Genomic DNA, 20322 nt, shown 5'->3' with positions numbered 1-20322 from the left:
GTGAACGCGCCGGCAGTGATCAGGCCTTGTTTTTCGCCGGTAACCGACATGTACGCTGGTGTTGCCATGGGGTGCTCTCCTTGCGGATAAATTGAGGGTGCCCGGAGGCGAAATCGCCCGGTGGGTGACTGAGGGATATCAAGGAGCGTGCCAGGTTTGGAGAGGTGCCCGGGTGGCGGGGGCGCCATGGTGGTCGGTCATCTTTCGGGGCGATTTTCAGCGGAATAATCAGGAGAAAGTGCGCAAGAAGTTGCGCAGTACTGCGCAACTTCTTGCGCACTTGGCTGCAGGGCTTGCAGCGCCTGGGCTGCAGAGAATTTACCCCCTGAAATATTACGACCAACTGCGCAACTTCTTGCGCAGTTGGGGATTTGCCGGATCCGAGGTGTTGGCTTCGCGAGCAGGCTCGCTCCCACATGGAATTCGTGGATCGCCCTAAGGCTTGGGCCTACACCGAACCGGTGGGAGCGAGCCTGCTCGCGAAGGCGGCTGTTCAGGCAAATCATTGGCGACTGACATACCGCTATCGCGAGCAGGCTCGCTCCTACAGGGGGATAAGTGGTTTGCCCCGAAGTCGTGTTCATGCGCGAAACCTGTGGGAGCGAGCCTGCTCGCGAAGGCGGCTGTTCAGGCAAATCATTGGCGACTGACACACCGCTATCGCGAGCAGGCTCGCTCCTACAGGAGAGCGGCGTAAAACTCAGGTCAGGTTGATACCCAAAGTTTCGGCACATTCTTCAAGCGAACGCCGCTGCGTCTCGGCATACAACTCCAACTCATCAATGGTCGAGCGCCCCAGCGCCTGTTCGAATGCCTGGCGATTGGAATGTTCGGCGTAATGCGTCTGCGCAGAATCACCAAGGTTCGACTGAAAAATCCCCGCCGCGCTCACCGGCAGGAAATCTTCGTACACCAGCGGCTCCGCTTTCACGTAGCCATCGCGCAGCAAGTCCTCCAAGGACGACTCACCAAGTCCTCCAGCGGCCAAACCCTTTTCCGTGGCGAAATAACGAAAGTACGCCAGCCCCTGTTCGCGCATGCCCTCGACGCTGTCAGGAAATTCCGCAAAGTGTTGAGTCATCAGCGCGTTGTAACGTGCAGCATTGGCTTCGTTGGGAAAATCGCCCAGTTCATCGCGGGCGGCGTTCAGCAGGCGGTCATACAGCGCGCGCCCCTTGGGCGTCAGGGCAGCGCCGCGTTGTTCGATTTCGCCGAACCGGGCGCTGTGGCTGCCAAGGGTTTCAGGCTGGTCGGTGAAGGCGATCGGCTCGTCCAGCGCCTTGAAGCTGGTCTGGCGCAGCAGGATCGGGCACTTGCGGCGCGGTGGGCCTTCAATCACCGCTTTGGGGGTGATGCCATGGGCGGGCATCTGCTCCTGCACGGTGTCGATGTCCAGCGTACGTGGCGTAAGGTGATTGATGTGCGGGCCTTTGAACGCAACGACGTCGGCTACCAAGCGGTGCTGGGCGCTTAGTTTCTGGTACTGCGCGCCAGTGACGGTGGCGCTGTGGTGCCAGCGAAAAGTCTCCAGTGCCTGTCGGACAAATTCTGCGGCGTCAGCTTCGTTCAGCCCGCCCGCTGTTTCCGCCTGTTCAATCAGGCGCAACGCGGAGTCGGTAAAAATCGAACGACGGGCCAGCACCGACTCGGCAAAAGAACGCAGTTCAGGGGCTTCAATCAGCTCCAGGCGCAGAAACGAGGTGAACACACGAAACGGGCTGATTCGCAGCGCCTCCTCATGCACCGCGCGAAACGCCGTCGAATGCACCGGCACGCCCGCCGGCGTCAGGTCGTAATAACCCACCGGCTGCATGCCCATCACCGCGAACAGGCGGGCGAGGGTGGCCAGTTCGCTCGCCGTGCCGACGCGAATGGCACCGTGGCGTTCCATGTCCAGCCGCTCGATTTCGCCGGTGCGCCTGAGGTGCCCGGCAATCTCAGGCTGACGTGCCAGCACCTCGCGGTTGGTGTTCTCTACCAGTTCCATCAGCGCGCCGTACAGCGGCACCTCTTCGCGGTACATGTCGGACATCGCTCGGGAGAAGCGTTGGCGGATCAGGTCGGGGCTGACGAACGGCTGCACGGTCATGAAAAAAATTCCTGCCACGGTCACGGAATGGATGCCGGAAAAGATCGCAGCCTTCGCCCACGCGGGCAAACGAAGAATCCTACGAACTTCATTCTGCCAACGACTGATCCACCAGCTCGATCCAATGCTTGACCGCCGTGCGCCCGGCGCTGGCCAGATGGCTCTGACAACCGACGTTGGACGTGACGATCAATTCCGGCCGGCCACTTTCGAGCGCGTTGAGGCGCTGGTCGCGCAGTTGCCGCGCCAGCACGGGTTGGGTCAGCGAGTAAGTGCCCGCCGAGCCGCAGCACAAATGCCCGTCCGCTACCTGAGTGAGGTTGAAACCGAGGCGGGTCAGCACTGCTTCCACCGCGCCGCCGAGTTTCAGTGCGTGCTGCAAAGTGCACGGGCAATGCACGGCGATGCGCCGTTCGCTGGCGGCGCACACCTGTTCCAGCGGTTCCGCCGCGATGACTTGCACCAGATCCCGAGTCATTTCGCTGATCCGCCGTGCTTTCAACGCATAGACCGGATCGCCCGCCAGCAAATGCCCGTAATCCTTGATGAACGCGCCACAGCCACTGGCTGTCTGCACGATGGCTTCGGCACCGTTCTGCAGATGCGGCCACCAGGCATCGATGTTCTGTCGAGCGCGGTCGAGGCCTTTGGCCTGGGCGTCGAGGTGATAGTCGAGTGCGCCGCAACAACCGGCCTCGCTCACCGGCGTCACGCTGATGCCCAGACGATCGAGGACCCGCGCCGTCGCGTCATTGGTGTTCGGCGACAGCCCCGGTTGCACGCAACCTTCAAGCAACAACACCCGGCGCGCATGCCGTGGAGCGGGGCGCGTACTCGTAATGGCGGCGTGCTGCGGCAGTTTGCTTTCCAGCAGGCGTGGCAGCAGCGGTCGAAAGGTCGCGCCCATTCGCAGCAAGCCCTTGAACAAACCCGGATTCGGCGCCAGCGCGCGCAAGCCTTCGCGCAGCAAGCGCTGGGCTGCCGGGCGCGGCACCGCGTGATCAACCACCGCGCGGCCAATGTCGAGCAGGTTGTGATAATCGACCCCGGACGGACAGGTAGTTTCGCAGTTGCGGCACGACAGGCAGCGGTCCAGATGCAGCTGCGTCTGCTCGGTGGCCGGCGCGCCTTCCAGCACTTGCTTGATCAGATAAATGCGCCCGCGCGGCCCGTCGAGCTCATCGCCGAGCAATTGATAGGTCGGGCACGTCGCGTTGCAGAAGCCGCAATGCACGCAGGTGCGCAGGATTTTTTCCGCCTCGGCGGCGCGGGGTAATTGGCGCGATTGCTCGCTGAGCGTGGTTTGCATGGCTAGACCTCCGCGTACATTCGCCCGGGGTTGAACAGCCCTTGCGGGTCGAGTTGTGCCTTGAGTTGCCGGTGGTAGCGGAGCAAGGTCGGCGCCAAAGGTTGAAACGGCGAATCGGTGGCGCCGTGCGTAAAGCACGTCGCATGACCGCCAAAGGACTGGGCGAGGGCGTGAATCTCGGTGCTATCGGATTTGAGCCAGCGTTGTGCGCCCGCCCAGTCGATCAGTTGCTCGCCGGGCAGCTCGAGCGGGCCGAGATTGTTTGGCAATGACAGGCGCCACAGCGGCAAGCCTTCGTCGAAAAACCTCAGGCGCTGTTCGTTGTGATCGCGCCAGAAAACCGAATCCAGCGGTTCGCCGCCGAGGCGTTGATGCGCCGCCGTCACCGATCCTTCGCCACCTTCCAGGCGCAAATACAGACTTTGGCCGTCGTGACACGCGGCGCTGATCGGCAGCGGTTGCTGACCCCACTCGGCGAGTTTGCTCAAAGCGCGAACACACTCGATGTCGAGGCGAATGCTCAGGCACTGGCGTGGTTTCGGCAGGACTTTCAGCGACACTTCGGTCAGCACGCCGAGGCAGCCGAAACTCCCGGCCATCAGTCGCGACAGGTCGTAACCGGCGACGTTTTTCATCACTTCGCCGCCGAAGCGCAGATGCTGACCGAGACCGGTGATCACCCGCGTGCCGAGGACGAAATCGCGTACCGAACCGGACCACGGCCGGCGTGGCCCGGACAACCCTGCGGCGATCATGCCGCCGACCGTGGCACTGTCAGCGAAGGACGGCGGTTCGCAGGGCAGCATTTGCCCGGCGTCATCCAGCGCCGCGAGCAGCTCGGACAATGGCGTGCCGGCGCGCACCGTGACCACCAGTTCCGTCGGATCGTACTGGACGATGCCGCGATGGGCGCGGCTGTCGAGCACTTCGCCGGCCACCTCGCGGCCGAGAAACGCCTTGCTGTTGCCGCCCTGAATCTTCAGCGGCGTGGCATTGGCCCGCGCAGCATTCACTTGGTCGAGCAGGGCCTCGGCGGCATCGAAATCAGCCATCAGAATCGCTCCAGCTCGGGGAAGGGCAGTTGCCCGGCGTGGATGTGCATGGCGCCAAATTCGGCGCAGCGGTGCAGGGTCGGAATGTTCTTGCCGGGGTTGAGCAGGCCCTGCGGATCGAATGCGGCTTTGACCGCATGAAACAGCAGCAACTCGTCGCTGTTGAACTGCGCGCACATCTGATTGATTTTCTCGCGCCCGACGCCGTGCTCACCGGTAATGCTGCCGCCGACCTTCACGCACAGTTCGAGGATCTTGCCGCCCAATGCCTCGGCGCGATGCAGCTCGCCCGGCTGGTTGGCGTCGAACAGGATCAGCGGGTGCATGTTGCCGTCACCAGCGTGGAAAACGTTGGCCACGCGCAGGCCAAATTCCTCGCCGAGGCTGGCGATACCTTGCAGCACAGCGGGCAGTTCGCGGCGCGGGATGGTGCCGTCCATGCAGTAATAATCCGGCGACAACCGACCGATCGCCGGGAAGGCATTTTTGCGCCCGGCCCAGAAACGCACGCGTTCGGCCTCGTCCTGAGCCTGGCGTACCTCAGTGGCCCCGGCTGCTGTCATCACTTCGCGCACCCGCAGGCAATCGTCGTGCACGTCGGCTTCGACGCCGTCGAGTTCGCACAGCAGAATCGCCTCGGCATTGACCGGGTAACCGGCGTGGATAAAATCTTCGGCGGCGCGAATGGCCAGGTTGTCCATCATTTCCAGACCACCCGGGATGATCCCGGCGGCGATGATTTCGGCAACCGCTCGGCCGGCCTTCTCGACTGAATCGAAACTGCCGAGCAGGACCTTGGCGACTTGCGGTTTGGGCAATAACTTCACCGTGACTTCGGTGATGATCCCCAGCAGGCCCTCGGAGCCGGTAAACAAGGCGAGCAGGTCAAAACCGGCTGAATCGAGCGCCTCGGAGCCCAGTGTCAGGCGTTCGCCCTCGATGGTCAGCACTTCGATTTTCAGCACGTTGTGCACGGTCAGGCCGTACTTGAGGCAATGCACGCCACCTGCGTTTTCCGCGACGTTGCCGCCGATCGAACAGGCGATCTGCGATGACGGATCGGGCGCGTAATACAGGCCGAACGAAGCTGCGGCCTGGGAGATGGCGAGGTTGCGCACGCCGGGTTGAACCCGCGCGATACGTGCGGCGGGGTCGATATGCAGGATGTTGTTGAAGCGCGCCATCACCAGCAACAGGCCTTTTTCCAGTGGCAGCGCGCCGCCGGACAATCCCGTGCCGGCACCCCGGGCGACCACCGGCACATTGTTCCGATGGCAAAGTTTCAGCAGGGTTTGCACTTGCTCGATTCGCCGGGGCAGGGCGACCAGCATCGGCGTGGTGCGGTAGGCGGAGAGGCCGTCGCATTCGTAGGGCTTGAGTTCATCCTCGCGCCAGAGAATGTCCAGATCCGGCAGGGCCTGCTGCAGGGCCTTGAGCAGTTCGGCCTTGTCCACTTCGGGCAATGGACCGTCGAGGCGTTCGTCGTAAAGGATGTTCATCGCCCACCGCCGATGTCCTGTAGAAATACCCACCTGTGGTGAGGGTGCTTGCTCCCGCTGGGGCGCGAAGCGGCCCCTCTGCTACCAATGCGCGTCTGATTCAACGCGCCGGGATTGGGTCTGCTGCGCAGCCCAGCGGGAGCAAGCTCCCTCGCCACGAGGTAAGCGTTCATTTTTGCGATCCCAGGAATTGCTGATACCGCCGCGCCGTGTTCGCCGGCTGTTCGACCATCGGCATGTGCCCGACGTGATCCCACACATCCACTTCAAGGTTGGCAATGCCCTTGCTCCAGACCGGCACGCTGCTGACGTCGATCAAGCGATCCTTGCGCCCCCACAGCAGCAGCGCTGGACATTTGATGTCGGCCAGTTTCGGCTCCATCGGCGGGCTGGCATGGAAGTCGCGGAAGATTTCTTCGAGCTCGTCACGTTGTTGCTCGTAGCGCTGGGCGACGGCGTCCAGCACCAGTTTCGGCACCCACGGCGGCGACTCCATGGTCATGGCGTAGAAACGCTGGAATTCTTCGCGGGAGTTGATCAGGAACGGATTGTGCCCGCGTGCCAGGTGGCGCTCCATGTCGCTCGGCTCTGGTGCGGTGACGCCGGCCGGGTCGATCAAGGCCAGCGAAGCGATCCGCTCGGGATAGCTCGCCGCGAGCCACGCAGCGATGTAGCCGCCCATGGAGTTGCCGATCACATGGACTTTTTCCACGCCGCAGACATCGAGTAGCTGAATCATGCGTTTGGCCTGAACCGCGATGTCATACCCGCCTCCGGCCTTGAAGCCGGTTTCGCCGTGGCCGGCCAGATCCGGGATGATCACCCGATACTCGCGCACGAAATGCCGGGCGCAGCGCAGCCAGAGATTTTTGTCGGCGCTGAAGCCGTGCAGCATCAGAATCGTGCTGGACGCCTCGTATGGCCCGCCTTGCCAGGTCGACACGGTCATCTCGGCGATCGGCACTTCGATCTTGTGCAGTTTGTACAACCTGGCCTCGATGGCCATGGCCAGGTCGTACAGCCAATGGCCGACCGCTGGGTAACTCAACCAGCTCCAGGCCACGAAAACCGCGAGGGCGACAAACAGCAAAAGCATCGACGTCTTCCTTATACGTGTTCAGGACAAAATATGGTCGGCCGGTTTCAGCGCTCGGGTCAGCAGGTGATAGCTGAAACTGAAGCCGGGAAACATCGCGATCACATGGCCGCTCTTGCTCTGGTACCAACTGTGGCAACCGCCGGACTTCCACACGGTGCGCTGCATTTCCCGGTGGATCATTGCAGTGTAGGTACGTTCCGCGTCATGACGCACTTCGATGCTGCGCAGGCCTTTGGCCTGCACGGTGCGAATGCAGTCAAGGATGTAGTTCATCTGCGATTCGATGATGAACAGCGCCGAAGTGTGGCCAATGCCGGTGTTCGGCCCGGTGACGATAAACAGATTGGGGAAATCCGGCAGGCTGGTGCCTAGGTAGGCGCGCGGATATTCGGCCCAGACATCTCTGAGTTGCACCGCGTTCTTGCCGCTGACCGGGTAGGAAATCACCCCGTCGGTGGCGTCGTAACCGGTCGACCAGACGATCAGATCAACATCGACATGCTCGCCGTCCACCGTGTTGATCCCGCTTTCGTCGATCGACGCGATGCCATGCTCGCGACTGTGCAGCGTGACGTTGGCGCGGCTCAGCGCCGGGTAATACGTGCTGGACACCAGCACCCGCTTGCAGCCGATGGTGAAATCCGGGGTGAGTTGCTGCCGCAGTACCGGGTCTGGAACCTGGCGCTTGAGGAACCGCAGCGCATGTTGCTGGACCAGGTGAATCGCCGGTTTCGAGTATTTGAAGGCGATCACCCGGGTTTCGAATTGCCAGTAGATCAGCCAGCGCAGCAGCTTGTACGCCGGCTTCAAGCCGAGCAGCCAACGCTGGAAGCGGCCGAATTTGCGATCGGCACGTGGCAGCACCCAATGCGGCGTGCGCTGGAACACATGCAGGTGTTCGACCTGGGGCGCAATTGCCGGAATCACCTGGGCCGCGCTGGCACCGCTGCCGACAATCGCCACGCGTTTACCGCGATAGTCGTAGCTGTGATCCCAATGGTTTGTATGAAACGTCTTGCCTTGAAAGCGATCCATCCCGGGGAAGTGTGGGATGACCGGCTGACTTAACGGACCGGAGGCGTTGATCAGGAACTGCGCGTGAAAGATGCCTCTGGCACGGGTGTACACCGTCCAGCATTTATCCGCTTCGTCCCATTCGACGCGCTCGACATCGGCTTGCAGCTCCACGCGGTCGCGCAAACCGAACTGCTCGATCACCTGCTCGGTGTAGCGCTGCAGTTCTGCCTGTCCGGCAAACATCTGCGACCAGCGGTAGGGTGCGAACGAGAGCGAATACAGCGGCGACGGCACGTCCACCGCTGCCCCGGGGTAGGTGTTCTGGCACCAGGTGCCGCCGAAAAAGTCGCGTCGCTCCAGTATGCGAAAGTCATCGATCCCGGCCTTGAGCAGGTTGACCGCCGCGCACTGGCCGCCAAAACCGCTGCCGATGATCAACACATGGTAGGTGTGCATGGGTCCCCTTTTTATAGTTGTTTTTCCTTTTCCCTGTTTCATTTATAGCCAACTCTGGGCTTCGTGTGCGGCGCTGATAGCGCTCTATTCAGGCCGCTGGCCGGTGATGGCTATTTAGCGGCGCCCTGATAGACTCCGAACACATCCGTGTCGGGGTGAAACCATTGCAGCGCGCGGTCGAGGCCCTTATGGGAAATACGCGGGGAAAGGGACTTTCACTGGCCAGGAGGCTGTACAGGTCGCGGGTGTTCGGGCTGCTGCTCGGGCTCATGTGCGTCAGCGTGGCGATGTATTCCCTCGATCCGCCGCTGTGGGTGTGGGGCCTGATGCTGTTCAATGGCCTGATCTGGCCGCATCTGGCGTTTCAATGGGCGCGCCGCTCGAGCGTGCCGTTCCGCGCCGAACACCGCAACTTGCTGATCGATGCATTCATGGGCGGCTTCTGGGTCGCTGCCATGCAGTTCAATCCGCTGCCCAGCGCAACTACGATTTCGATGATGGCGATGAACAATGTCGCCATTGGCGGTGGCCGATTCCTGCTCGCCGGGACGGCGGCACAGCTATTGGGTATCGGCGTCGGGCTGGTGGTGTTCGCACCGGCGTTCATCCCGCCGACTTCGCCATTGCAGCTTTACGCCTGTTTGCCTTTGTTGTTGCTGTATCCGCTGGCGCTGGGCTGGATCTGCTTTCGTCAGGCCTCCACCCTGGGCCGGCACAAGCGTGAGCTGTTGGCGTTGAGTCGCACCGACAGCCTGACCGGGCTGCTCAATCACGGCGCGTGGAAGGATCAACTGAACCTCGCATTCCAGCGCTGTAAACGCCAGCAGCAAGGCGCGGCGATTGCGTTGATCGACATCGATCACTTCAAGGCGATCAATGACACCTACGGCCATGTCGCCGGCGATATCGTCCTGCGCCAGTTGAGCAAACTGCTCAAGCAGAATCTGCGCGCCACCGATGTCGCCGGGCGCTACGGCGGGGATGAGTTCTGCGTGATTCTGCCGGAACTGCCGCTGTTCAATGCCGCTCAGGCCATGGAAGCCTTGCGCGAACGCTTCGTGACGCTGGGCTATGAGCAGAATCCGGCGTTGAAGGTCAGTCTGAGCATTGGCCTGGCCGCGTATGACCCGAGCCATGCCGACGCCACGCGTTGGCTGGACGATGCCGATCAGGCCTTGTACGAAGCCAAGGCGGGTGGGCGCAATCGGGTCATCTGCAACAGCGACAACAAGCCGAGGCAGGCGCTGCTGGATTCGGTCTGAGGGACACCCCGCCGATTGAAACTGTAGGAGTGAGCCTGCTCGCGATAGCAATCTGTCAGTGATTTAAATGCTGACTGATACAACGCTATCGCGAGCAGGCTCACTCCTACAGGTTTGTTCGGTGTCGGTCTGGAGAGTGTCGCATTCGCTATAGAGCCTTGCGTCAATGTCGGTTACGGTTGAATCCCTCCGACACGAAACAAGGACTGCTTCATGACGTTCTCATTTCCCCGCTCTCTGCTGGCCGCCAGCCTCGGTCTGTCCCTCGCATTCTCGGCCGCAAACGCCGCCGAACCGCACAAACAAGTGCTAGCCGATGCCGAGCAGTATCAGCCCGAAGCCCTGAAATTGTTGGAGCGACTGGTCAATATCGACTCCGGCTCAGGTTATGAGCCGGGCCTGAAACAGGTCAGCGACATTGCCATCGATGAACTGAAAAAACTCGGCGCCACCATCGAACTGGTGCCCAACACCCCGGAAAAATCCAGCCACGTGCTGGCCACGCTCAAAGGCACCGGCAAAGCGAAGATCCTCCTGATGGCGCACATGGACACGGTGTTCAAGGAAGGCTCCGCCGCCGAGCGGCCTTTCCACATCAAGGACGGCCGCGCCTACGGGCCGGGTGTAATGGACGACAAGGGCGGCATCGTCGCCGGCATCTACGCATTGAAAGTGCTGAAGAACCTCGACTTCAAGGATTACGCGCAGATCACCTTCCTGCTCGACGCCAGCGAAGAAACCGGCTCGGACGTCGCCACCGACCTGATCAAGAAAACCGCCAAACAGCACGACGTCACCCTCAACCTCGAACCGGGGCGCCCGGCCGATGGCCTGGTGGTGTGGCGCAAGGGCAGTGCGACGGCGCTGGTCGAAGTCAAAGGCAAAGCTGCCCACGCCGGGGTCGCGCCAGAATTGGGCCGGAACGCGGCGATGGAAGCGGCGCACCAGATTCTGCAACTGGGCAAGCTCGGCGATGAGGCGAAGAAGACCACCATCAACTTTACCGTGCTCAAGGCCGGTGATCGCACCAACGTAATCCCGGACCAGGCCACGGCCAAGGCTGACGTGCGCGCGGCGGTGCCGGAAGAGTTCGATCGCATCGAGAAGGATCTGGCGCGGGTCTCGCAGGACAAGTTGATTGCCGAGACCGAGGTGAAAACCTCTCTGCAGCGCGGATTGCCGCCGATGCCGCAGACCGCTGAGTCCGATCGCTTGATGGCCATGGCTCAAGGCATTTACGGCGAAATTGGCCGCAAGCTCACCGAGGAGGGCAGTGGCGGCGCGGCGGATGCCAGTCTGTCCGCAGGCGTAGGGACGCCGACGCTGGATGGCTTCGGGATCGTCGGCGGCAATATTCACACGCCGGAGGAATATGCCGAAGTGGCGAGCGTGGCGCCGCGGATTTATCTGTTGTCGCGGATGATCATGGAGTTGGCGAAGCCGCGGTGATGGAATTGGTGGTGTGAATGTTTGGGGCGGGGTGTCAGTTGACTCGCCCCTCACCCTAGCCCTCTCCCCCAGGAGAGGGGACTGACCGCGTTGTTTTTAGTCAATGCGGCAAGCTTGAGATTTTCTGCTGAATTCAATTTCGCATTCAACACGGTCCACCACGTCGGCGCAGATCCTGAGCATCCCCAATCGGTTCCCTCTCCCCCAGGAGATGGGACTGACCGTGTTGTTTGTAGTCAATGCGGCAAGCTTGAGATTTTCTGCTGAATTCAATTTCGCATTCAACACGGTCCACCACGTCGGCGCAGATCCTGAGCATCCCCCAATCGGTTCCCTCTCCCTCCGGGAGAGGGCTAGGGTGAGGGGCTTTTATAGTCTCGGTTCGCAGATAACTCTGCGACGATGTTGGCCGGTCGAATACAGAACCTGACCTTTCTGGAGTGAACTCGGGCCGCCTGTGCGATGCACCGGTTTGTGGTCGTGCGGGATCTGGCCGATACCTTTGCCAGCCTTAACCTCAAGGGCATTTCCGATTGTGATCTGACGCGGGTGACCAGCGCGGTTCATCTGCTGATGCGCGAGGGCTGCGCGACTCTGAATGTGATTCAGGCGCGGGCGGCGCAGCGGGAGGAGGGGTATAAGACGCCGGTTTAGCGGTGCCGCAATAGACGCTTTCGCGAGCAGGCTCGCTCCCACAGGGGACCGCATTTCAACTGTGGGAGCGAGCCTGCTCGCGAAGGGGCCGGTGCAGCGTGTGCATCACTCCTTGACGCTCATGTACTCCTTGGCCCAGAGAATGTATTCCTCCGGCTGGGTATAGGTGTGCGTCAATTCGGTCGCGCTCAGGTCGGCGGCCTGGGTGAAGATCTGCCGCTGTTCGCGCAGGCTGTCGTAAGTCGCTTTGATCGCAGCGAAGTAGGCGCCGTGGCCGTCGATGGTCACGCGTACGCCGAGTTCGGCCAGGCGTTTGTCGTCGCGCAGGGCCGGGTTGCCGTAAGTGACCAGCATCAGCGGCACGGTGAGATGCTCGGCGATCTGTTCCAGTTGATCGAAGTCCTGCACGCCGACCATGCAGATACCGTCAGCGCCCGCCGCCTGATATTGGCGGGTGCGGCTGATGATTTCCTGGTTCGGCAGAATGCCGGCGTTGGTGCGGGCGATGATCGCCATTTCCGTGTCGACCCGCGCTTCCAGCGCCGCGCGGATCTTGCCGACGCCTTCGGCGACGGTGATCAGGTCGGTGGATTTGCGCCCGAATTGTGCGGGCAGCAGGGTGTCTTCGATGGTCAGTGCCGCGACGCCAGCGCGTTCCAGTTCGACGATGGTGCGCATGACGTTAAGAGCGTTACCGTAGCCGTGATCGGCGTCGGCGATCACTGGCAATTGGGCGACGCGGCCGATGCGCGTGGCCTGTTCGGCGAATTCGCTGAGGGTGATCAGGGCGAAGTCCGGGGCGCCGAGCACCTGCAGGGAGGCCACGGAACCGCCGAGGATACCCACTTCAAAACCCAGGTCAGCGGCGATGCGGGCGGACATCGGGTCGAACACCGAAGCCGTGTGATAGCAGGTGTCGGAGGCCAGCAACTGACGGAAATTACGGCGCAAATCTTGATGGGAAAGCCTGGTCATACGAGTTCCACCAATACATAAGGAATGGAGAGGCTTGAGCAAAGGTGTCAACGCCGAAGAATGAAAAGGCTATCACGCGAATGGGTCAGGAATCATGACGAATTTGCGCGGCAGGACTGGCGGCTGAAAGGTTAATCTCTCGCGCTGGGCATATCAGGCCGCCACGGCGTGTTGCTGTTGATGGGGCAGGAGCACCGCACGCACCGAATTACCCGGCTGAAGTTGCAGGCGTTTGGCGGTGAGACGATCGACCATCAGGCTGTTGCCCACCAGTCGCCCGGGGGCCACGGTGATGCGGCAGTTTTCCAGGCGACGGTTGTGAATCAGCCACAACGGCGCCTGCTCGTCCGGGATGCCGAGGCTCAGGGTCAGTTCGAGACTGTCACGCACCGTGCGAATGCTGCGGATCGGCGCTTCGATGACCGGGCCACCGTCGAAAATGTCGATGTAACCCTGGTGCGCAAAACCTTCAGCCTGAAGGATTTTCAATGCCGGTTGGGTATTCGGGTGAGTCTGGCCGATCGCCGCCTGTGCCTGTTCGGTCAGCAGGCAGGTGTACAGCGGCTGACGTGGCATCAGTTCGGCGATAAAGGCTTTGTTGCCCAGCCCCGACAAGTGATCGGCGTGGGTGAAATCCATCTGGAAAAAGTGTCGGCCAAGGCTGTCCCAGAACGGCGAGCAACCGTTTTCATCGGCACTGCCGCGCAGTTCGGCGATCATCTTCTCGCCAAACAGATGCGGAAACTCGGCGACAAACAGCAGGCGCCCCAGCGACAACAGGCGACCATTGCTGCCGCTGCGCTGGTCATGGCGCAGAAACAGCGAGCACAGTTCTGATTGTCCGGTCAGTTCATTGTTGAGGAACAACGTCGGAATCTGCCGCTGAATGCCCAGGTCCGGCGCCGAACTGACGGTCACGCCGAGCCGGTAGTTGTACCAGGGTTCGCGCAGGCCAACGGCGCCAGCCATCGCGCTGACACCGACCACGCGCTGCTCATCATCCTCGAGGACAAACAGATAATCGGCATCGGCCCGTTCCACCTGTTCGGCGAACGCCCGTTGCGCCCAACGCACCCGGTGCGCGAGGCGGTCCTCATTGGCCGGAAGGGTGGTGAAGCCCGGCCCGGCCTGTTCGACGAGAGTCATCAAGGCAGGCAGGTCGCTGACTTTTACCGGACGGACAATCATGCTCCAACTCCTTCTGCGTACCGATTCAGGCACCAACGGCGAATGCGCCTCACAGAGCGACCAACCGTATCGGGCTGCCCTCGCTGACCTTCAGTGCCGCGCAGAGAGCGGGCGTCAGGGGCAGCGGTTGATCGGGCTGGTAGTCGAGCTCGGTGACAATGGCGCGGTAGTCATGCAAGGCGTCGTTGCTCACCAGGTAACGGCCTCGGGCGTCTGTCGACGCCTGTTGCCGGACAGTGGCAGTCTGGCTGCCAACGATCGAGCGAATGTTTGCGGTACGCGCATACAACGTAGGGCCGGCGTCGAACAGGTCGATGTAGCTGTTGGTTTCGAAGCCTTCACGCTCGAGGATGTCGAACGCCTCCTGGCCGTCCGGGTGCACGCGGCCGATGCAGTCCTGCGCCGCTTGCGGCAGCATCGGTACGTATATCGGATATTGCGGCATCAGTTCGGCGAGGAACGTGCGGCTCTGCAACCCGCACAGACGCTCGGCTTCGGCGTAGGGCAGGTCGAAGAAATGCTTGCCCAGTGCATCCCAGAATGGCGAGTGGCCGTGCTCATCGCTGTAGCCGACGATCTCGGTAATCACCGCCTCGGAGAACCGCTGCGCATGGGCGGCAATGAACAGCAGGCGCGCCCGCGACAACAGTTCGGAAAACGGCGTGCGCACCAGCGTGGCGTCGATGTGGAACCCGCGCAGCAGGGTGTGCCCGCTAAGGTCATGGCACAGCGACAACGCCGGCACGCCATGCTCGATGTTCAACTCCCGCGAGGCGCTGGTGAAATGGCGATTGCGCAAGCTGTAGAACGGTTCCTTGAAGCCGGCGGTGGCAAGAATTTCCGAGCAGCCGAGCAGTTGCTGGCGTTCGAGGTCTTCCAGCACAAAGAAATAGTTCTCCGGCCCCTGCGCCGTGGCGGCGCTGTCGAACGAGGCGCGCGACCCGGCGATTTTCTCGCGCAGGTGCTCGCTGTCATCCGGCAGCGAGGTCACGCCGATCAGGCTCTCGCGGGCCAGGCGCTGTAGCTGGGGCAGATCATTCTGCTCGACTGGGCGTAAGACCAGCATGGATGTACTCCTGTATCAAAAGGTTCGGCCCGTTCGCCGAACCTGACTATCACTGTCGGTTTCCACGCGTTAAATCGGCGGTCGCCTGATTTGTTGTCAGACGCCGCTCTTTTTCTTGTCAGCCATTGCTCGGGTCGGGCAACACCGTGCTGGCGCCGAGCTTGTTGAGGAAGAACAGATAAACCAGACCCAGGGCAATCCAGATCAGGCCGAGTTTCTGCGCATCGACGCCCATGTTGTACATGATGGCCGCGACGATGATGAAGCCGATCACCGGGCAGAGCAGATGGCGCACAACCTGTCCCGACTTCTGCCGACGCCAGTAGTGGTTGATCACGGTCAGGTGCAGGAGCATGAATCCGCTCAGGGCGCCGAAGTTGATCAGCGAGGTGAGGATGTCGACCGCCTCGATGAACAGGTAGCAGATCAGCAGCGACAGCACCGCCACCAGATAGATGCTCAGGTACGGCGTGTTGTGTTTCGGATGGACCTTGGCCAGCACCTTCGGCAATTTGCCGTCGCGGGCCATGCCGAACAGCAGGCGCGACACGGCGGCCTGCGAGGTGATCGCCACTGCCACGCCCCAGGCCAGCGCGGTCGCCACTGCGGTCAGGGTCGCGAGCCAGCTGCCGGCGGCGATTTCAGCGATTTCATAGAACGCGGTGTCGGCGGATTTGAAGCCCATGCCCGCTGCCAGATCGGTGGCAATCCACGTCTGCACCACGAAAATCGTGCCCATTACCGCCAGGGTGATCAGCGCCGCTCTGCCGACGCTGCGGCCCGGGTCTTCCTTGATTTCTTCGGCAAGGGTCGAGATCGCATCGAAGCCGAGGAACGACAGCACGGCGATCGACACCGCTTGCATCAACAAGGCGAAGTTGAAGGTCTCGGGGTGATACAGCGGCGCCAGTGTCAACTCGCCGTTGCCGCCGCCGTTGTGCAAGGCATTCCAGGCGTAGAACAGGAAGATGCCCAGTACCACCAGTTGCGCCAGCAGGAACAGGATGTTCATCCGCGCGGTAAAGGTGATGCCGCGCAGGTTGACGAACGTTGCGCTGACCAGGAACGCCAGGATGAAGCCAACCTTGGGAATATCCGGGTACAAATGGTTGAGCGCCATCGCCGCATACAGGTACAGCAGCGGCGGAATCAGCAGGTAGTCGAGTAGCATCAGCCAGCCAGCGATGAAACCGACGTGTTGATTAAGGCCGCGTTGCGCGTAGGAATACACCGAACCGGCAATCGGAAACGCCTTGGCCATGCTGCCGTAACTCAGCGCGGTGAACAGCATCGCCACCATGCCGATGATGTAGGCCAGCGGCACCATCCCGGGTGCCTCGGCGTTGACGTAGCCATACACACCGAACGGGGCGATGGGGATCATGAAAATCATCCCGTATACCACCAGATCGGTCAGCGTCAGGCTACGTTTCAACTCTTGCTTGTAGCCGAATTCTTCAATTTCCATGAAGCGCAACTCCTTGTCAGCCATCGGTCGTTTTAGTTGTTCTGTCGGTCGATCATTTACCGCGATTCTTACAGCAAAGGTGCCAGGTAGCCGGCCCAGCGCGAAACCGCTTCGGGGCTGCGCAGCAAGTCATTGCGCACTTCGATCAGTACCGCCTCGAGGCCTCGGGCATCGCCGTGCACCGGTACGGTCATGTCGCCCAGCGGATCGATTCTGTACGGCTGGTTGCCCGCGACTTTCAAAGGATGCGCTTGCAGTCCGTCGAGCAGGCGCTGGGCATAGGCTTTGGCCTGGCCGAACAACACGCCGATTTCCAGTGCTCGCGGCTGGCCGTAGTACACCGGGGTAAAACTGTGAATGCCGACCACGCGCACCGCTTGGCCCTGGGCAATACGCTCGTCGATCAGCGTCTGCAAACGTGCATGAAACGGCTTGAACAGGGTCTGCCGACGATACTCGCGAGCCGCCTCATCCAGCTCGCGGTTGCCGGGAATCTGGTAGATCTCGCTTTGCACCGGGATGCTGTCCGGTGCATGGCGCGGGCGGTTGAGATCGATCAACAGCCGTGAGTAATTGGCGCTGAGCAGGGTGGCACCGAGCTGTTCCGACAACTGTTCGGCCAGTTGCAGCGCGCCGATGTCCCAGGCGATGTGTTCCCGCGCGGCGGCCTCGTCCAGGCCCAGATTGTTCAGGGCATCGGGGATGTAACGACTGGCGTGTTCGCACACGAGGATCAACGGGTTCGTCGAGTCCTCGCGGCTGAGGTTGTAGACCGGGCGGTTGAACAACCCCAGTTCGGCGGATTCAGTACAGGCGTGCATAGTGCTCACACAGGTCAGCGGGCGAGAGCTGTTCCGTCAGCGCCAGTTCCTCGGTTTTCAGGGCGTACCAAGTGTCGAGCAGCGGCTTGGGCAGCCATTCATTGAAGGCTGCACTGTCGCGCAGGCAATCCAGCGCCTGCGCCAGCGAGGCGGGCAGGGCGACAATGCCTCGGGCCTTGCGTTGCTCGTCATTGAGTGAATCGGGAATTTCATCGGTGATCGCGTTCAGCGCCAGACGCTGTTCGATGCCCAGTCGCCCGGCGATCAGCAGCGCCGCCATGGCCAGGTGTGGCGAGGCGGTGGCGTCCATGGCGCGGAATTCCAGGTTGAACTGCTGCGCGGCAGACTTGCCGCCCAGGATTACGGTCGGGCAGATGCGCAGCGCCGCTTCACGATTCTGCTGTCCCAGGCACGCATAGGACGCGCTCCAGTGGTGCGGCTGCAAACGCTGGTACGAGAGCGGCGTCGGCGCAGTGAACGCGCAGAGCGCCGGCAAATAGTGCAGGACTCCGGCAGCCCAGTGCTGACCGATACTCGACAGGCCGTTGCTGGTGCCGGCGTCATACAGCATGGGCTGGCCGGCCAGATCGAGCAGGCTGACGTGCAGATGCACACCGTTGCACACCGCCTCGGGAGCGGTCTTCGGCGCGAAACTCAGCGCCAGGCCCATCTGCCGGGCGATTTCCCGGGTGATTTCACGCACATTGACCGCACGATCCGCCGCCGCCACGCCAAGGGTCGGGCGGCAGGTGATTTCGTATTGGTGCTTGCCGTATTCCGGCAGGAACATTTCCGGCTCGACCCCGCCGGCGCGCAGGGCGCTGAGCAGCCAGCCGGCGAATTCGGCGCCCTGACGCTGCGCTTCGAGAGAGAACGCTGCATGTTCGGCCTCGCCAGCGTGCAGGTTGAATTCATGTTCGAACGCGGCATTGACCTGCAAACCGAGCTCATCGTGATAGCGCTCGATTTCATCACGCAGCAATGTGCGTGGGCAGGCGCCCCACGCCTGGCCGTCGGTCTCGCGGATATCGGCGTGGATGAAATCCAGCGCCGGCGCGTTCGCGTCCGGGCCGTTGCCGACGGTGACGCGGCTGTTCAGATCGGGGATCAGCCGCAGGTCGCCGTACGCGCCCCACGGATTGCTCGAGGCGATGATGTCTTGTGGCGTCAGCGCGCTGTTGGCCGGGACCCAGCCGCAACCCGCTGCCTGATAGTGCTCAAGCTCGTCGGTAGGGAACGAGCGGCCACGGGTGATGCCGATCAGGTCAGTGGTCACCAGAGTGGTCATCGGCAGAGGCGTCAGGCGTGCGCTCATGGCTGCATCTCCTGCAAACGACCGAGCACGGTGTCGGTGTCGGTGATCCAGCAGTAACCCTTGATTGCATTGAGGCAGGCGTGGTGGCGTTCGGCTGTGTAAGTGGCGCAGGCGTCCTCCACCAGCGTCACCAGATAGCCCCGGTCGGCGGCATCGCGCACGGCCATGTCCACGCACTGATCGGTGACGATGCCAGCGATGATCAGATGACGGGTCTGCAAGTTGCGCAGCACGTAGTCGATGTTGGTCGAGTTGAATACCCCGGAGGAGGTCTTGGGCAGCACGATTTCGTTCTCGGCCGGGGTCAGTTCAGCAATCACCTGAGCTTGCGCGCTGCCCTTGGGCAGGTGCATGTCGGACAGCTTGTGATCCAGCGAGCGGTCGCGACCGTCGGCGGTCAGGCTTTCGATGATCGTGTGCAGCACGTTTTGCCGGGCCTGACGAAAGGCGCCAAGCAGCCGTTGCTGATTGGGCACCACCTGGCTGCGCGCACGCTGGAGGAAATACTCGGCATCCGGACCGCTCAGGTGCGGGTCGAATTGCGGCTCGAGCCAGGCGCGCTGCATGTCCACCAGCAACAATGCGGTGTGATCGAACACAAACGGCAGGTCCCGTGGCGAGCGGTGGGGAAGGCTGAACATCCTTATTTTTCCTCCAGCAGGTGAGTCGCAAAGTCGTTGCGCAGGGCATCGATGCCTTCCAGGCGATCGGCAGGGTCGGGCACGCGCAAGGTCAGGCAGGCGATCAGCGCCTCGACCTGCGCCAGCGCCGGCACCATGGTGTCGAACGGCGACGCCGATTCCACCGGGGCGCTGATGATCAGGTCGGCCATCTCGCGCAGCGGCGAGGCGTAGACATCGGTGAACAGCACCACCCGCGCGTTGTTGTTCTTCGCCGCGGTGGCGACGCGCAAGGCTTGGGTCTGGTAGCGCCGATAGTCGAACACCAGCACCACGTCCTGGCGTTGCAGATCGTACAGACGGTCAGGCAACAGGGCGTTGTCTTCCAGGGCGAAGCAGCCGGGGCGCAGCAGGCGCAGGTGGTTAAGCAGGTAATTGGCCAGCAGGATGCTGAAACGGCCTCCGAAGCAGTAGATCTGATGGCGGCTGTCGAGCAGCCATTCCACGAGGATCCGTACGTCTTCGGGTTGGGTCAGGGCTTGAGTGTCGACCAGCAAGCGATGGCTGTCGGCCAGATAATGGGCCCAGGCATCGTTCTTGTTCTGCTGCGAGCGCGGCTGCAATAGCGTGCGTGGTGAACGCAGGCGATGGTCCATGTCGCTGAGCAGGGCTTCCTGGAAATCGGCGTAACCGCCAAAACCGAGCTTTTTCACCAGACGCACGATGGTCGGATCGCTGACACCCGCATGTTCGGCAAGGCGCGCCATCGGCCCCAGACCGTTGCGGGGATACTGATCGAGCAGGGCGCGGACGACTTTGCGCTCTGACGGCGTCAGATCCAGGCCGGGGTCAGTGATCAGGTCTCTGAGAGGGGGCATCCGGGCTCCTGCTGGATGGGGGTGTCGAATTCATTTCACAATCCGTTAAAAGAGTATTTATGTAATGTGTGCTACATGTCTAGCGAATTTTTGTACAGGTTTGCC

General features: G+C 61.8%; 16 protein-coding genes and 2 pseudogenes. 3 read left to right on the top strand and 15 right to left on the bottom strand.

Features of this window, described 5'->3' with window-relative positions; genetic code table 11:
* From AEQ63_RS27730 to AEQ63_RS05175, 7 genes and pseudogenes are all read right to left on the bottom strand, one after another.
* Positions 1–68: pseudogene (locus AEQ63_RS27730) on the bottom strand (Hcp family type VI secretion system effector); the annotation flags it as partial.
* A gap of 632 nt (positions 69–700) precedes the next feature.
* Entirely contained in the window at positions 701–2089 is a 1389-nt protein-coding gene (gene hglS, locus AEQ63_RS05200; RefSeq protein ID WP_064362035.1) for a 2-oxoadipate dioxygenase/decarboxylase HglS, read from the bottom strand.
* 88 nt (positions 2090–2177) lie between these two features.
* Positions 2178–3398 (bottom strand): glycolate oxidase subunit GlcF, encoded by a 1221-nt coding sequence (glcF, locus tag AEQ63_RS05195; RefSeq protein ID WP_064362034.1) that lies wholly within the window; start codon positions 3396–3398, stop codon positions 2178–2180.
* Between the two features lie 2 nt (positions 3399–3400).
* On the bottom strand, positions 3401–4450 hold the full coding sequence (gene glcE / locus AEQ63_RS05190) for a glycolate oxidase subunit GlcE (RefSeq protein WP_064362033.1): 1050 nt from the start codon (positions 4448–4450) through the stop codon (positions 3401–3403).
* Complete coding sequence (glcD, locus tag AEQ63_RS05185; protein WP_064362032.1) at positions 4450–5949, bottom strand: glycolate oxidase subunit GlcD; 1500 nt, start codon at positions 5947–5949, stop codon at positions 4450–4452. The genes glcE and glcD overlap by 1 nt, the downstream gene beginning before the upstream one ends.
* A 169-nt stretch (positions 5950–6118) precedes the next feature.
* On the bottom strand, positions 6119–7045 hold the full coding sequence (locus AEQ63_RS05180) for an alpha/beta fold hydrolase (RefSeq protein ID WP_064362031.1): 927 nt from the start codon (positions 7043–7045) through the stop codon (positions 6119–6121).
* A gap of 21 nt (positions 7046–7066) precedes the next feature.
* Complete coding sequence (locus AEQ63_RS05175) at positions 7067–8521, bottom strand: flavin-containing monooxygenase (RefSeq protein ID WP_064362030.1); 1455 nt, start codon at positions 8519–8521, stop codon at positions 7067–7069.
* A gap of 188 nt (positions 8522–8709) precedes the next feature.
* On the opposite strand from AEQ63_RS05175, the gene AEQ63_RS05170 reads away from it, so the two are divergent.
* The 3 genes and pseudogenes from AEQ63_RS05170 to AEQ63_RS05160 all read left to right on the top strand — a co-directional run.
* Positions 8710–9783, top strand: a complete 1074-nt coding sequence (locus tag AEQ63_RS05170) for a diguanylate cyclase (RefSeq protein WP_064362029.1) — start codon at positions 8710–8712, stop codon at positions 9781–9783.
* Positions 9784–9996: 213 nt separating this feature from the next.
* A complete protein-coding gene (locus AEQ63_RS05165) occupies positions 9997–11232 on the top strand; it encodes a M20/M25/M40 family metallo-hydrolase (RefSeq protein ID WP_064362028.1) in 1236 nt (411 codons plus the stop codon).
* Between the two features lie 450 nt (positions 11233–11682).
* Positions 11683–11886, top strand: a pseudogene (locus tag AEQ63_RS05160) (hypothetical protein); the annotation flags it as partial.
* A gap of 105 nt (positions 11887–11991) precedes the next feature.
* Here the strand turns inward: AEQ63_RS05160 and AEQ63_RS05155 are convergent.
* The 8 genes from AEQ63_RS05155 to AEQ63_RS05120 form a co-directional block, all read right to left on the bottom strand.
* On the bottom strand, positions 11992–12861 hold the full coding sequence (locus AEQ63_RS05155; protein WP_024012471.1) for an isocitrate lyase/PEP mutase family protein: 870 nt from the start codon (positions 12859–12861) through the stop codon (positions 11992–11994).
* Between the two features lie 153 nt (positions 12862–13014).
* Complete coding sequence (gene astA / locus AEQ63_RS05150) at positions 13015–14049, bottom strand: arginine N-succinyltransferase (protein WP_042609520.1); 1035 nt, start codon at positions 14047–14049, stop codon at positions 13015–13017.
* Between the two features lie 49 nt (positions 14050–14098).
* Entirely contained in the window at positions 14099–15115 is a 1017-nt protein-coding gene (locus tag AEQ63_RS05145) for an arginine N-succinyltransferase (RefSeq protein ID WP_064362027.1), read from the bottom strand.
* Between the two features lie 118 nt (positions 15116–15233).
* Positions 15234–16583, bottom strand: coding sequence for an APC family permease (locus AEQ63_RS05140; protein WP_042609522.1), 1350 nt, complete (start codon positions 16581–16583; stop codon positions 15234–15236).
* A gap of 68 nt (positions 16584–16651) precedes the next feature.
* Positions 16652–17404: an N-formylglutamate amidohydrolase gene (locus AEQ63_RS05135; protein ID WP_064362026.1), complete on the bottom strand. Its 753-nt coding sequence runs from the start codon at positions 17402–17404 to the stop codon at positions 16652–16654.
* Positions 17388–18719 (bottom strand): glutamine synthetase, encoded by a 1332-nt coding sequence (locus AEQ63_RS05130; protein WP_064362025.1) that lies wholly within the window; start codon positions 18717–18719, stop codon positions 17388–17390. The genes AEQ63_RS05135 and AEQ63_RS05130 overlap by 17 nt, the downstream gene beginning before the upstream one ends.
* A complete protein-coding gene (locus tag AEQ63_RS05125; protein WP_064362024.1) occupies positions 18716–19360 on the bottom strand; it encodes an isochorismatase family cysteine hydrolase in 645 nt (214 codons plus the stop codon). Before AEQ63_RS05125 ends, AEQ63_RS05130 begins: the two co-directional genes overlap by 4 nt.
* Positions 19361–19362: 2 nt before the next feature.
* Entirely contained in the window at positions 19363–20217 is an 855-nt protein-coding gene (locus AEQ63_RS05120) for a MurR/RpiR family transcriptional regulator (RefSeq protein ID WP_042609526.1), read from the bottom strand.
* Between the last annotated feature and the right edge of the window lie 105 nt (positions 20218–20322).

Source organism: Pseudomonas sp. RIT-PI-o (assembly GCF_001297215.1).
Classification (GTDB): Bacteria; Pseudomonadota; Gammaproteobacteria; order Pseudomonadales; family Pseudomonadaceae; genus Aquipseudomonas; species Aquipseudomonas moraviensis_A.
Note: the sequence above shows the minus strand (reverse complement) of the source record. Positions and strands in the feature narration are given on the sequence as shown.